The organism is Pseudoalteromonas sp. A601, assembly GCF_002165575.1.
Lineage (GTDB): Bacteria > Pseudomonadota > Gammaproteobacteria > Enterobacterales > Alteromonadaceae > Pseudoalteromonas.
Genome location: NZ_MXQF01000016.1, coordinates 116,112 through 128,597, shown reverse-complemented (window position 1 = coordinate 128,597; position 12,486 = coordinate 116,112). Strand labels below are relative to the sequence as shown.

Annotated in this window: 15 protein-coding genes; 4 read left to right on the top strand and 11 right to left on the bottom strand. The window is 39.7% G+C overall.

The annotated features are described in order from the left end of the window. Positions 1–15: 15 nt before the first annotated feature. The 8 genes from B5G52_RS14605 to zapB all read right to left on the bottom strand — a co-directional run bounded on the left by B5G52_RS14605 (position 16) and on the right by zapB (position 6,226). The gene (locus B5G52_RS14605) at positions 16–846 is read right to left on the bottom strand and encodes a hypothetical protein (protein ID WP_176372559.1); all 831 of its coding nucleotides are present in this window, start codon (positions 844–846) and stop codon (positions 16–18) included. A 73-nt stretch (positions 847–919) separates the two neighbouring features. Continuing rightward, positions 920–1,759, bottom strand: coding sequence for an amidohydrolase (locus B5G52_RS14600; protein ID WP_087533376.1), 840 nt, complete (start codon positions 1,757–1,759; stop codon positions 920–922). A gap of 11 nt (positions 1,760–1,770) precedes the next feature. Continuing rightward, positions 1,771–2,499, bottom strand: a complete 729-nt coding sequence (locus tag B5G52_RS14595; protein WP_087533375.1) for an SDR family NAD(P)-dependent oxidoreductase — start codon at positions 2,497–2,499, stop codon at positions 1,771–1,773. Between the two features lie 9 nt (positions 2,500–2,508). Further along, entirely contained in the window at positions 2,509–2,997 is a 489-nt protein-coding gene (locus B5G52_RS14590; protein ID WP_087533374.1) for a peptidylprolyl isomerase, read from the bottom strand. A gap of 64 nt (positions 2,998–3,061) precedes the next feature. After that, positions 3,062–4,561, bottom strand: coding sequence for a transglycosylase SLT domain-containing protein (locus tag B5G52_RS14585; protein ID WP_087533373.1), 1,500 nt, complete (start codon positions 4,559–4,561; stop codon positions 3,062–3,064). A 54-nt stretch (positions 4,562–4,615) separates the two neighbouring features. Next, positions 4,616–5,626, bottom strand: a complete 1,011-nt coding sequence (locus B5G52_RS14580) for an MBL fold metallo-hydrolase (RefSeq protein ID WP_087533372.1) — start codon at positions 5,624–5,626, stop codon at positions 4,616–4,618. A gap of 70 nt (positions 5,627–5,696) precedes the next feature. Beyond that, positions 5,697–5,996, bottom strand: coding sequence for a cell division protein ZapA (locus tag B5G52_RS14575; protein ID WP_087533371.1), 300 nt, complete (start codon positions 5,994–5,996; stop codon positions 5,697–5,699). Beyond that, complete coding sequence (gene zapB, locus B5G52_RS14570; protein WP_087533381.1) at positions 5,996–6,226, bottom strand: cell division protein ZapB; 231 nt, start codon at positions 6,224–6,226, stop codon at positions 5,996–5,998. Before zapB ends, B5G52_RS14575 begins: the two co-directional genes overlap by 1 nt. Before the next feature lie 273 nt (positions 6,227–6,499). Between zapB and B5G52_RS14565 the strand changes: the two genes are divergently transcribed. Beyond that, the gene (locus B5G52_RS14565; protein WP_087533380.1) at positions 6,500–7,339 is read left to right on the top strand and encodes a 23S rRNA (adenine(2030)-N(6))-methyltransferase RlmJ; all 840 of its coding nucleotides are present in this window, start codon (positions 6,500–6,502) and stop codon (positions 7,337–7,339) included. Positions 7,340–7,420: 81 nt separating this feature from the next. Here the strand turns inward: B5G52_RS14565 and B5G52_RS14560 are convergent, their stop codons facing one another. From B5G52_RS14560 to B5G52_RS14550, 3 genes are all read right to left on the bottom strand, one after another. Then, complete coding sequence (locus B5G52_RS14560; protein WP_087533370.1) at positions 7,421–8,215, bottom strand: META domain-containing protein; 795 nt, start codon at positions 8,213–8,215, stop codon at positions 7,421–7,423. 165 nt (positions 8,216–8,380) lie between these two features. Then, a complete protein-coding gene (locus B5G52_RS14555; protein ID WP_087533369.1) occupies positions 8,381–8,947 on the bottom strand; it encodes an alkylphosphonate utilization protein in 567 nt (188 codons plus the stop codon). A gap of 81 nt (positions 8,948–9,028) precedes the next feature. Continuing rightward, positions 9,029–9,742, bottom strand: a complete 714-nt coding sequence (locus B5G52_RS14550) for an ABC transporter substrate-binding protein (RefSeq protein WP_176372558.1) — start codon at positions 9,740–9,742, stop codon at positions 9,029–9,031. Between the two features lie 264 nt (positions 9,743–10,006). On the opposite strand from B5G52_RS14550, the gene B5G52_RS14545 reads away from it, so the two are divergent. From B5G52_RS14545 to B5G52_RS14535, 3 genes are all read left to right on the top strand, one after another. Beyond that, positions 10,007–11,281 carry an EAL and HDOD domain-containing protein gene (locus B5G52_RS14545; protein WP_087533367.1) on the top strand — a complete coding sequence of 425 codons (1,275 nt, stop codon included), beginning with the start codon at positions 10,007–10,009 and terminating at the stop codon, positions 11,279–11,281. 50 nt (positions 11,282–11,331) lie between these two features. Next, positions 11,332–11,940, top strand: a complete 609-nt coding sequence (locus B5G52_RS14540; RefSeq protein ID WP_087533366.1) for a paraquat-inducible protein A — start codon at positions 11,332–11,334, stop codon at positions 11,938–11,940. Between the two features lie 93 nt (positions 11,941–12,033). Beyond that, a complete protein-coding gene (locus B5G52_RS14535) occupies positions 12,034–12,399 on the top strand; it encodes a hypothetical protein (RefSeq protein WP_087533365.1) in 366 nt (121 codons plus the stop codon). The last annotated feature ends 87 nt before the right edge of the window (positions 12,400–12,486 follow it).

Sequence of the window (12,486 nt, the reverse complement as noted above, 5' to 3'; positions counted from 1 at the left end):
AAGAAATTGCACTTATTATCCGAATCTAGGAGTGACATTATTGTTCTTAAATGCATTAAATGCGTCATATAATGGCTTTTCAGCAATGGCATTATGACTATTAAATTGAAAGTAACCTACACTGCCATTGGCAAGTATTTTTACATTCGTAACTGGTTGTGATGTTATAGATTGAGCTGTTAAAGTGACTTCACGAACCTCTGAGGTCTCAATGTCTTTAAATGTAAAGTTGGTTGTTTTACCAGACTCACGAGGTGATAAACCAGCATTAAGTGTATCGACTTCCGCTTGCGTGCTTGCATTTACAAAATCAACACCGTCTACTTCCAGTACTTCAAAACCACGGCTTAGGTTAGCATTACTTGCAGGGGTGTTAGCTTCTGTGTATGAGATTACAGCTTGGCGAGGGGCCGTTGCGTTAATTATCTTGAGCTTGAAGCCATAGCCAAAACTAACGCCTGATTGACTTTGGGCTTCCCACTCGGCTGTGGGGAGACTTGAGTGAAAATTGTCTTTATTAGCACCAGACTCCGTTATTTCTTTGGTCTTTAGAAGTTGAAAGTAGTCAGCTACGGAGTCGGTGAGAGCAGGGTCTCGGTCAATAATTTCGTCATACCATAAGTAGGTCTCATTGCTCCATGAACGCAACCAATGTTTCTCATTTAGCGCTTGGCATTGTTGGGCAAAACTAGTTGAAGGCTCAAACACGCCTTCGGACCAGTCAATGGTTGTCGGTACTGGTATATTATTGTTATCGGTATTGGCTGTGTTGCCACCGCCGCAACCAGTTAATACAGCTAGGGAAAAGGCTGAGATTAGCGCTAAATTAAATCTTGATAGGGTCATCAGGCATCTCTTATTAAATAAGTATTTTATAGAATATAGCGCCTTTTATTGATACAAGATAGTAAGTAAAAAGTTAAAACAGGTAGAAACTAAGAGCATTGGAGTAACTAAGTTGTTGCCATAAATCATTGCTTTTGCATAACGAGAAGTGGCTGTGCCAAAGCTCAGAATAGCTTTGTTGAATTTGGCAAACTGGAAAGTTACTAGCAAACATGACTCGCGTTTGGCCAAATTGCTGTACTATAAAATCAAAGCAAACTTGCTGTTGTTGCCTATTTAGAGAAAGTAATTCAAATCCAGAATATTTTATATATACATTTTTATTGTGGGCTAACTTACTAATGCCTTTTTGCCATAACACCAGTTGCTGTGGCAATCCGGCGTGATTAACCACAAGCTTTAAGTGAGGAAGCTGCTGAGCGTAATGCGCAACTCGCTCGCTAATTAAGGTATTTTCAAGTTCAAATTGAGCTTCAAAATGAAGCGCTTGCTCAGCTAAATAAGCAAGGTTCTCTAAAGTATAAGGGTGTAATAGTCGAGAGCTGTCTTCGCCTTCTGTAATATCCCTAATCCCGACAAGTGACGGGTGTTTTAAATTATTAATCGCTTTTTTAAACTCAACAGGATCAGAATCTATTTTCGCAAAACTAACAGCTCTAAATTGCTGATTAGCTAAATGTTTATTTAGCCATTTTAGCTCTCTAATGGGCTGTTGGTTATCGAACCCAGCTTCAATATGTACTAAAGCGGCTAGCTCAAATGGGCAATTTTTAATAAGGTCGTCAGGGGCTATCGGTTTTTTAATTGTCTCAAGGTTAGGCCAAGAGGGAGGATTATCTCCCTTTAGCCAGTTGTAGCAACCTTCATTTAGGTTAAAAAAATGCACATGGGGGTCAATGATTTTGGAGTGCATTTTTAATCCTCTTATTGCGCCGTATAGCCGCCATCAATATTTTGTAGACTGCCTGTTATAAAGCTGGCGTTGTCGCTTGCTAAAAAAGCAACAAGAGCAGCAACTTCATCGGGTTGGCCTAAACGACCAAGTGGCTGCAAAGCACCTTCTTGTTCGACTATCTCAGCTTTATTCGCACCACTTTTGGCGCAATATGCGTCTATGGCATTATGAAATAAAGGGGTTTCAATTGTACCTGGGCAAACGGCATTTGCTCTAATATTAAAAGCAGCATAATCAAGTGCAGTGGTCTTGGCCATAGACGCTAGCGCATGTTTGCTTAGGTTGTAAGCAAAAGAGTTGGTTTTAGCTATGTTAGCTTGGTCTGAAGCAATAAAAATAATAGCTCCATCTTGCCTAGCTTTCATACTAGGCAAAACAGCCTTTACTGCAGCATATGCCCCTTTAACATTGAGAGCAAAAAGATTGTCAAAAGTTGCTTCGTCAGTATCTTCAATATTAGCGCTTAAGTGTTTACCAGCATTTGAAACGAGTACATCAATGCGACCTTGATCTTGGGCTATACGCTCAATAGTACGCTCCACATTAGCGACTTGACTAACATCACATTGTTGCCAGATGCCAAATTCACCATCTTGAATGTCTAGGTTAAATACTTTAAAGCCTTCACTTTCTAAACGCTGACATATAGCGCGCCCGATACCTAGGCTTCCGCCAGTGACGATTGCAACTTTTTTCATTTTATACCCTTAGTGGCTATGACCACAGCCGCCTTCGCTATGAACATGACCATGGGAAAGTTCTTCGCTGGTGGCTTCACGTACGGTTATAATATCGATATCAAAGGTAAGTGTTTTACCGGCAAATGGGTGATTTAAATCACAGTCAGCATTAAAACGACCCACTTTTACGATAGTAACTTGGTGCTTTCCTTGGTTTGAATGCACCATAGCAGTCATGCCTGGCTTCCAAACTTTTGTGTCACCTTGTAAGTGCTTAAGAGGAATGCGTTGGATAAGGTCGTCAACACGCTCGCCGTACGATTCACTTGGCTCAAGTGTAACTGTTAAGTTGTCACCAGCAGATTTTCCCTCAAGCGCGCTCGCTAAACCTGGTAGCATGCCTTCAAGGCCGTGAATATAGCTTAATGGCTCGCCATTTTTACTGCTTTCAAGTTGTTCGCCGGCTTCACTTAAGGTGTAGTGAAACTCTACAGCTGAATTATTACTGATTTGCATGCCAATCTCTTTTATTTAAGTGTACGAAAACGCCGATTTTACGCTAAATCAAATTGATGTGAAACTAATGCGGCTGTTTTAAGGTTTTTTCTAACCCCGACAGCATTCCTTCATTTTGAAGTTGTGAACTGGGCTTAGTTGCTTGTGGTAAATGTAAAACCAGTAATGAGCCTGGTTTTAAAACACTGGATGCACTGAGCTTATTCCACTGTGCTAAGTCTTTGTGGGGCACATCGTATAGCTGACTTATTCCCCATATAGTGTCTCCAGGCTTAACTTGATATTCAATGGCAATTGTAGGGATTGCTACTTCGGTCTGCTCAAGGTATGGACTAATTTTATAATCGATAGTTAATGAGTCGGGCATAGTACGTGGCTGACCAACAATTAAGGCTTCGCCAATCCCTATTAGGTTGGAGGTTTTATTATTCATCATTTTTAATTTTTTAACTGAAAGGCCAAAACGCCGAGCAATGGAATATAAGGTATCGTCTTTCTTTACTATATATTCACCAGAAAAGTTATTTTTAAAGAACTGACTGCGTAAAAGGCTTTGTTGCTCCAGTGGTAGTAACAAGGTGTGGGGCCCATTAGGAGAGCTTTGATTTTTTAAATAGCCCGGGTTTAAAGTGTGTAGTTGTTTGCGGCCAATCCCAGAGAGATTTGCTATTACTGAAAAATCAAACTGCTGACCTACATTAAACTCGGTTGTTAGTGCTTTATTTGCCAATTTAGGGCGCAGTAAACCTTGTTGTGGGTTTTGCACTAGATAGCTTAAAGCTAGCAGTTTTGGTACATACTCAGAGGTTTCTTTTGGTAATTTTAAAGACCAATAATCAGTGCTTTTGCCCTTATTTTTATTATCAGTGATGGCTCTTTTGACTCGCCCTTCACCGCTGTTATAGGCCGCGAGTGCATGTAGCCAGTTACCATCAAAACGCTTATGTAAATACTTTAAATAGGCAAGGGCTGCATCTGTAGACGCAAGTACATCTTGTCGCCCGTCGTACCATTGGTCTGACTTAATACCAAAATGATGGGCGGTTGCACCAACTAGCTGCCAAACGCCAACAGCTTGTTGCGACGAGCTAACGGTCGGTCTAAAGTCACTTTCGACAAAGGGAAGCAAGGCAATTTCCATGGGTAAATTTTGTTGTTCAATTTTACGAACAATATGGTAAAGATAAGGAGCTGCCCGTTTGCTAACTGTTTTTAAATAGTTGGGCTGCCTGATATACCATTTAATGCGTTTATTTAGCGCTTGATTTAGATAGATTTTAAATTGCAGGTTAGTCGCTATGTGTTGCCATAAATCAGCATTTCTTTTTATTACAGCCGTATTAGGGGAGTTAGTAGTTTGAGGTCTTAGCTGTAATTTTATTGTTGGTTTTGCTGGGGCATCGGTTTTTTTATTTGCAGTAAGTATAGGTTTTTTTGAAGGCTCAAAGTGGTTAAAGATAACGGGTGCTGCTACGTCTTGTGCTTGGGCATTTGCGGGCTCTGTTGTTTCACAACCTAACAACATAAATAGGGTAACAAATAGGGCAAATAAGTAACTGCGCATAAAAACCACCGAGAAATTGTCCTTTATTGAGTTTAGCACAACCGTGTGCGGGGGCTATTTTGACTGTTTAGCGCGTTTAAGTCCAGCTTGTAAAAATATTGGGTAAGCTTTAGCTGAGATGTCATCTGTGATGTACTGGTTAGCAAATTGTTTATTAAAGCTTTGTTGGAGTTGGGTTAAATCTTGCTCAGGGTTGTTTTGTACATGTTCTTGTATGGCAGTTAAAAAAGCGTGAGATTGTTGTAGGTCTTTTATTGTTATTGGTTCACCGTGGCCTGGTAAAATTGTTTGTTCAATAGTGTTTGCTGCTAACTCAGTTAATAATTCTCGCCAGTCAGTTAAATTGCCGTGGCCTGGGTAAGGTAAATAGTCGACGATATCCCCACCAATTAAAATAGTTTGCTGCTCAGCATAAAGCATTAAATCGGCATTAGTATGTGCCTGGTAGGCATTTATTGTTATAGGGTAATTTCCTAAATCAAGTGCAAGCGAGTCAGTGACTGCTAAAGCGGGTGGCTTTAGTGTGTATTCTTGCCATCGCAGCAGACGATTTTTCGCTAATTCAAGTTTATCACGCCAAGCTGGCTGCTTCTCTTTAGGTTGCTTGGCTAAGCGCTGAAAGCTTAATTCAATACTTTGTTGATAAGTCTCTAGTTTATTATTGTAAGCCTGTTTAAAATCTGCAAAGTTTGCTGCTAATTTTTGATGTGTAATTAATTTAGCATTAGGGTAATGATGCTGTAACACTGCCATACCAAGCAGATGATCGTCATGAAAGTGGCTTGCGACTAAGTAACATAAAGGTACTTTAAGAGTGTGTTTAAGGTGCTTTACCGTTGCTTCAACAGCTGAGAAGTTACCGCTAGCATCAAACATTAATGCACAGTTATCACCTTTAATAAGAATTTGGTTCGAATCATAAAACCGCAAGTTAGCGGACTGCTGAAAAAAATCGACGTGATTAGATATTTTTTGCCATTGAGCATGAGCCTGACTAATCGACAATAGGGTACCTGCAAAGACTAAAAAACGAGTTAAACGAAAGCTGAGAAAGTTGTTAGTCATCATTTATCCCTAAGATTCGAGTTGTTATTTGCAGGTTCAGCAGAAAAAAACAAGCGCAAAATGCGCTTGTTTATTTATGATTAGAGTCACTTAAGTATAAACTTAGTTTATCTATAAGCTCATCTTGCTGCTGTTGTGCAATGGCTTGTTGCTTTTGCACTTCTAACAATTCGTGACTAATGTTCAGTGCCGCCATAAGTAAGGCTTTTTGATCATTTCGTACTGTAGAACGTTGTTTCATTTGCTCTACTAAATCATTGAGGTGCTTTGCAGCAGCTATCAGTGCTTCTTCTTGGCCTTGTGGGCAAGCAAATTGCTGCTCTTTGCCAAGTAGATCAACAGTGACCCGCTGGTTTTGCAACTCAGACATTAGCTAGCCTGTTGGGCGCTTTGCAACTTCTCTAATAGGCCACTTAATGTTGAACTCGTGTCTTTTTGCTTTTCTTCACTATCAAGTACTTCAAGTTGCAAAGTTTCATTTTCGTCAATTAGTTTGCTGTTTTTTTCTGTAAGGCTCGTAACCTCAGCTTGTAGCTCATTATTGCGGCTGATTAGTTGGTCGATCAGTTGTTCGAGTTGAGAAAGAGTTTCGTTGTTCATAAAGGCGCTCATATAACTGTTATTAATAACTAGCAAATGTAAAGCAAAGTTACTTTATATGCCAGCATTTACGCTTGTTTTAGCTGATTTTTATTTGCTGTTAAGGGATAATTCAGCTCATCAGCTTTTTTGTTCAGAATTGGTTCACAGAGTTAAGTAAAATTTTAGTGGATGGTGTTTTAATTTCAACTGAAACTCGTATCTTGGCATAGCTTGCGTATAATGAAGCCTGATTACAGCTTTTATCACTTGGCTTATAGCGAAACTAAAATTATGCTCAGTTACAGACACTCATTTCATGCCGGAAATCCAGCGGATGTACTTAAACACTTAGTACTAGCACAAGTGTTAAGTTATCAAACAATTAAAGATAAGCCTCTTGATTATATTGACACTCACTCAGGGGCGGGTTTTTTTGAATTAGCATCGGCTGATGCGCAAAAAACGCAGGAATTCCAAGATGGCATAGCAAAGCTTTATCAGCACAGTAGTGAGCACGAAGCTTTAAATGATTACATCGCATTGATCAAGTCTTTCAACGAACAAGGCGATCTTGCTTTTTATCCTGGCTCACCAAAAATAGCCGAGCACTACTTGCGTCGTCAAGACAAAGGCTGGTTTTTTGAGCTACACCCAAGGGATCTCCTGTTACTTGAAGATAATATGCAGGGCAAGCGCTCAATTCGTGTGCGTGGCGAAAACGGGTTTGCTGGATTAATAGGGTTATTACCCCCTGCGTCACGACGTGCATGCGTACTGATTGATCCACCGTATGAGATTAAAGACGATTATGAACTTGTGGTTAAAACGCTAACTAAAGCTTATCAGCGCTTTGCTACGGGCACTTATATGATTTGGTACCCAGTCGTTGATCGTGAGCGTATTGAGCGAATGGAAGAGGGACTTATAGCCTCTGGCATGCGTAATATTCAATTATTTGAGCTTGCTACAAAAGCAGATACTGACGTACATGGTATGACAGCCTCAGGCATGATTATTATTAACCCGCCTTGGAAATTAAAACAAACCATGGATTCCGTTTTGCCTGAATTAGTGGGCTTGTTAAGTGACGCCAGCGGCTTTTATCGCAGCGAACAGTTAGTAGAAGAATAACTAACCAGAGTTCAGGTTAACTAGAAATTTTTTACGGTTTGAAAGCGCCCAACTTTGCTTGGGCGTTTTCTATGCAATACTCTAATTAAAGTACGTTGCTTGGAATGTAGCAGTGACTTCACCTGCTGCATCTTTCATTGTAAGTGTCTCACCCTTAATAGCAAACTCAGCTGCAGTGTCCAGTACGGCTGACATCGTGCTTTCAACATCCATTTGCTCAGTACACATTTTTTGCGTGCTTGCTAAAGGGTTGAAAGTAAGTGCCTGTTCGCTGATTTCGTAGCTGCCAGTAAAGTTATTACACCCTAAAAAGCCATGAGTTGTACCATCGGCTTTAAATTGAATAAAAGGCTCTTTGGTTTTTACTTCAACAGCTTCACCGTTGAAGCTTACTGCTTTCCAATAAGTGTTTGTCAGGGTTACGTCAGGCTTAGTTGCAGAAGCTTTTGATACAACAACTTCATAAGGTTGATCTGTTTGCTGCTGTGCAAAAGGGTCATTATTGGTTGTGCTAATGTAAAGTAATTGGCCTTGGTTCTCGATACGCGCACTAACACTATAGCGATGGCCCGCTTTAATTTTTGACTGCTCATATTGCAGCGACACATCATACGGAGGGCCCCCATTAAGCTCTATGGTCTGCTCACTAATAACATCTGCTTTAACGTCCATTTTAGACACATCAGAAAGCTTAACGGTCAATACGGAGCCTGAGCGTAACATACTACGGTCTAAATAAGTTACTTGTGTGTTAAGAGTCGCCATTCTTTTTTGCTCTGTTGCATTGTCGGGTGTTTGCTCCTGAGTACAACCTGATAGAGCAATGCTTGCGGTTAATAATGCAAGACAGCCTAATGATGATTTTTGTAATGACATAAAGTTTCCTTGAATGAACTAAAGTTTGCAGCACTATTTACTACAAACGCTATTAAATATATTCCTTCGGCGCTTAATATTAGCTTAATCCAACAAAAAATGGGCTAGCAGCCCATTTTTTATAAAAACTTTAATTTTAGGGTTTGTGGACCCTGGAAGATCAAATTACTTTTTTACATATTTAGTCAAAATCACAATGCGCTGACCGTCTACGCGTCCTTCAATATGCTCAGGATTACTGGTTAAACCAATATTACGCACAGCAGTGCCGCGCTTTGCAACTAAGCTACTTCCTTTTACATCAAGATCTTTGATGAGTGTTACAGTATCGCCAGCCTGAAGTACGACTCCATTACTATCGACATGCTTGATATCATCATCTTCTGCGAGTACTTTTTGTGCCCAAGCAAGTGTGTCTTCTTCAAGATAAATCATATCTAGCGCATCTTGCGCCCAACCATTATCAGGTGCTAAGCGGGTTAGCATTCTATAAGCAACAACTTGAACGGCCGGTGTTTGGCTCCACATGCTGTCGTTTAAACAGTGCCAATGAGTAGGAGTTAACTCAACGGTTGCTTCAACCTGGTCTTTGCAGGTCTGACAGGTGTAAATACATTTATCTGAATGAGCTTCGTTAACTGGTGGTACTTCGTATACAGATAGGTTCTCGGTTGCACTACACAGTTCACACTGGTTATTACTGCGTTCTACTAAGGCTTTTTCAATGCTCATATCTTGAGGCTCTTTTAGTCTTTAGCTAAGGGGGAGCGAGCATTATACCTAATTAGGACTTTGATGAGAATATGCCCTTGTTTAAAGTGTGGGTATTTTGTTAATTATATCGATATACTTTTGTTCAATACTACTAATTGTACCTTCTTGATGCAGTTGTTTGATAGCTTGGTTAATCTGTGGAAGTAGGTGGCGATACTTATGTAAAATACGTATGCGGAGAAAACCATCGGAGTGGGCAGCCCCAAGAGCTACCTGTACTCCTAACTCTCTTGACCAAAATAAAGCAGATAACTCACTAATTATAACGACCTCGAGTCGTTGACGTTGTAACGCCAGTATTAGCTCTTTTTCAGAAGGGAAATCCATGCGAGAAAATTCATCATCGTCATAGTAGTAATAGCCCATTACAGTGCCTACATTATTTCCATTTATGGCAGCTAAACTTTGCCATTTTTTAGCGTGCTTAGGTAATGACACTAAATACTCAGACATTTGAAAAAGTGGCTCAGAATAGACAAAAAGTGGATTATCTCTTTCTTGTTTTGATAACCAAGCGGTACTAATTATATCAAAATCAATTTTGCCAGTGATCAGTGATTTTACCGTTCGCTTTGCAGGTAAGACAACATGTTCTCCCTGAATATTAGCGGTGTTGAGGATTTGTTGTACTATTTCAGGAAAGATTCCAGGTAAGTCAGAGTCACCTGTGTAATAAGGAAAGTAGTTTCCAGAGCCAGTTAAGTTATATTTTAGCGTTACAGATTCGCCTGCTAATAAAGACTTGCAAAACAAGCAGCAGGCTATTAGAAAGTAAAACTTAATTGAAAGCTCCTTACTCTAATGTAAATATTTATGGTCAATTAGTTTAATTGCTAATTTATACAGTTAAAGTTATTAGAGTGTATTTATCTTTTAATTGACCTTTCAGTGTTGTTTATATTTCTACTTTTGGCAAATTATAAGTGGGTGCAAGCTTTCAAAAATTCACTATACTGAAGGAATATAGAATAATAATTTAGTTACTCTGGGCGACTAAAGTTATTAGCAGGAATAAAAATGCCGAACACAAAAATAACAAAAACAGTACCGACTATGGTAACTCAATATATTGCGCGCCAGCCCATTTTTAATGCGCAAAAAGACATTTTTGCGTACGAGCTTTTATATCGAGATTCAGCGAATAATGTATTCCCCGTTGGTACTACCGATGGCCAAGCAACAGGACGACTATTTTTTAATGCATTAATGTTAATTGGGATTGAAAAATTAACAGCCAACCAGTGCGCATTTATTAATTTATCTACTGACGCTCTTTTAGAGGATTTTCCAAAACTTTTACAACCAAGCAGTGCGGTAATAGAAATTGTAGAGCGCGCAGATAATATAGCTAAAGTAACTAAGCGTGTTAAAGCATTAAAGCAAGCAGGTTATTGTTTTGCTCTAGATGATTATGACGGTGATGAAAAGTGGAAGCCATTACTAGAGCTAGTTGATTACATTAAGCTCGAAGTAGAAGAGCCTCTAATTAAAACGAACATGATGCTTAAAAAACTCAAGCGACGTTTTCCCTACGTTAAAATTATTGTTGAACGCATTGAGACCCACGAACAGTTTTTAATGTTAAAAGCTGCTGGGTGTGATTACTTCCAAGGATTCTTTTTTGCCCGCCCTGAAATGCTTACCTACCATAATGTTGAACCCTCTAAGCTGGCTGTTTTTGATTTATTACGTTGTACCTCGCGCCCAGATTTGAGTTTTGATGAAGTACATCAGCGAGTCGCAAAAGATGTTGGTTTGACTGCCCGTATACTTAAATTGGTTAATGCGCGTTCTAAGAGCCAAAACTTAGTGATTACCTCAATTTCGCAAGCAGTGATTTACTTAGGTGAAGATGCCATTCGCCAATTTGTTCGCGTATTAGCGCTGAGTGAATTGGGAGTCGATAAACCCACTGAGTTGACTAAGTTAGGGTTGATTCGTGCTCATTTTATGCAGCTTATACTGGAGCCTGGGGGCAAAGACATGTCTGAGCAAGGTTACCTAGTTGGTTTGATGTCGGTGCTTGATGCCATTTTAGATATGGAACTTGATGTGATTGCCCAAGAATTTAGCTTAGGCGATGAACTTTCCAGTGCTTTGCTGAGTTTTAACGGTATGTTGGGTGCAACTTTGCAGTTAGCTCGCGGTGTAGAAGAAGACAATTGGCCTTTAGCTGAAAAGCTATTAGAAACAATTCGTCCAGCGTCAGGGATTGAAGTCGTTTACAAGGCCATGCTCAGTGCCCGCCAGTATGGTGATGAGGTGCTAGCATCTATTATTGAACAAAAATAGTTACTTGAGTATGATAACGTGGCTATAAATAAAGTTACCTAAGATACTTCATGCGTTTATTATTACCCATTATCACAATTTTAATTGCCTTAGCGTTATTAATTCCAGGTGTTACTCAGCCTGTGTTAACCCTTGAGGGGAAAATTGATAAATCACAACTTGCTAAAACAGGTATTGCGATGATAGCTGACGAGGGGGATCGTAATACCCGTAACATGCTGATGATGGCCTCAAGTATGTTGGGGCTTGATAAATTGGAAGGTGAAATTAGCGCTTATCAAAAAACGCGTAGTATTTGGGGCACGGTTGATGAACTGGCTGATAATAAAAATTATTTAGTCGCCGTGCTGGTGGCACTCTTTTCGATTGCGATACCCTGTATAAAACTATTGATGCAATTAGTATATTGCTTAATACCAATGAATAAATTTAAGCCGCGGCTCGGTCAAGTAATACAAGGCTTAAGTAAGTGGAGCATGGTTGATGTATTTGTTATTGCGTTGATCGTATCGTACTTAGCCGGTAACGCAGATGGTCAAATGGGCGAATTGATCAATATGCACGCAGAATTCGGCGCAGGTTTTTGGTATTTTACCGGCTATTGTTTATTTGCCATTGCTGCGAGTAGTTTAATTAAAGTTGAGCCAAAAAATAGTTAAATGTTTGTGTTAACTAAGTAGTTATCATAAACTTCCCTAGAACCTAGAACCTAGAACCTAGAACCTAGAACCTAATTTATAAAAGGCATTTTATTGCAACGTATTTACCTTAGTTTATTGACCCTAGTTTTGTTACTCACTTTAGTGGGTCAAGCTGTTGCGTCTGTAACTATGTCGTGCGAAATGCCTCATATGAGTCAATCTCAGTCGCAACCAATTGCAGATGATATGCATCATGCCATGTCGACCGCTATGATGGACATGGATTGCTGCGACGATGACGCAACAAGTACCCAAGAGTGCGCTTGCCCAATGAGCGCTTGTAGTACTCACTCAATGCTGAGTATGGGTAACCTATTTACAGTTACACTACTCAGCACAGAAAAAGTTCAACTCTATCCCCCTCAAAGTCAACATTATATAGCCAGCTCACTATATCGCCCTCCTATGTCTGCCTAATTGCAGGATAGGTGCGTCTAAAATTTACTAAACCATATTTAATATCGCCTATTACTGCCTCTAAATTAATCATTTTTTTAATTTTTA

What these genes read in the sequence shown, in the direction of transcription:
- B5G52_RS14575 (WP_087533371.1), bottom strand. Translation starts at nt 5,996, where the DNA reads ATGTCTGAGTTGCAAAACCAGCGGGTCACTGTTGATCTACTTGGCAAA.
- zapB (WP_087533381.1), bottom strand. Translation starts at nt 6,226, where the DNA reads ATGAACAACGAAACTCTTTCTCAACTCGAACAACTGATCGACCAACTA.
- B5G52_RS14555 (WP_087533369.1), bottom strand. Translation starts at nt 8,947, where the DNA reads ATGAGCATTGAAAAAGCCTTAGTAGAACGCAGTAATAACCAGTGTGAA.
- B5G52_RS14565 (WP_087533380.1), top strand. Translation starts at nt 6,500, where the DNA reads ATGCTCAGTTACAGACACTCATTTCATGCCGGAAATCCAGCGGATGTA.
- B5G52_RS14585 (WP_087533373.1), bottom strand. Translation starts at nt 4,561, where the DNA reads ATGCGCAGTTACTTATTTGCCCTATTTGTTACCCTATTTATGTTGTTA.
- B5G52_RS14605 (WP_176372559.1), bottom strand. Translation starts at nt 846, where the DNA reads ATGACCCTATCAAGATTTAATTTAGCGCTAATCTCAGCCTTTTCCCTA.
- B5G52_RS14545 (WP_087533367.1), top strand. Translation starts at nt 10,007, where the DNA reads ATGCCGAACACAAAAATAACAAAAACAGTACCGACTATGGTAACTCAA.
- B5G52_RS14580 (WP_087533372.1), bottom strand. Translation starts at nt 5,626, where the DNA reads ATGACTAACAACTTTCTCAGCTTTCGTTTAACTCGTTTTTTAGTCTTT.
- B5G52_RS14595 (WP_087533375.1), bottom strand. Translation starts at nt 2,499, where the DNA reads ATGAAAAAAGTTGCAATCGTCACTGGCGGAAGCCTAGGTATCGGGCGC.
- B5G52_RS14600 (WP_087533376.1), bottom strand. Translation starts at nt 1,759, where the DNA reads ATGCACTCCAAAATCATTGACCCCCATGTGCATTTTTTTAACCTAAAT.
- B5G52_RS14590 (WP_087533374.1), bottom strand. Translation starts at nt 2,997, where the DNA reads ATGCAAATCAGTAATAATTCAGCTGTAGAGTTTCACTACACCTTAAGT.
- B5G52_RS14540 (WP_087533366.1), top strand. Translation starts at nt 11,332, where the DNA reads ATGCGTTTATTATTACCCATTATCACAATTTTAATTGCCTTAGCGTTA.
- B5G52_RS14560 (WP_087533370.1), bottom strand. Translation starts at nt 8,215, where the DNA reads ATGTCATTACAAAAATCATCATTAGGCTGTCTTGCATTATTAACCGCA.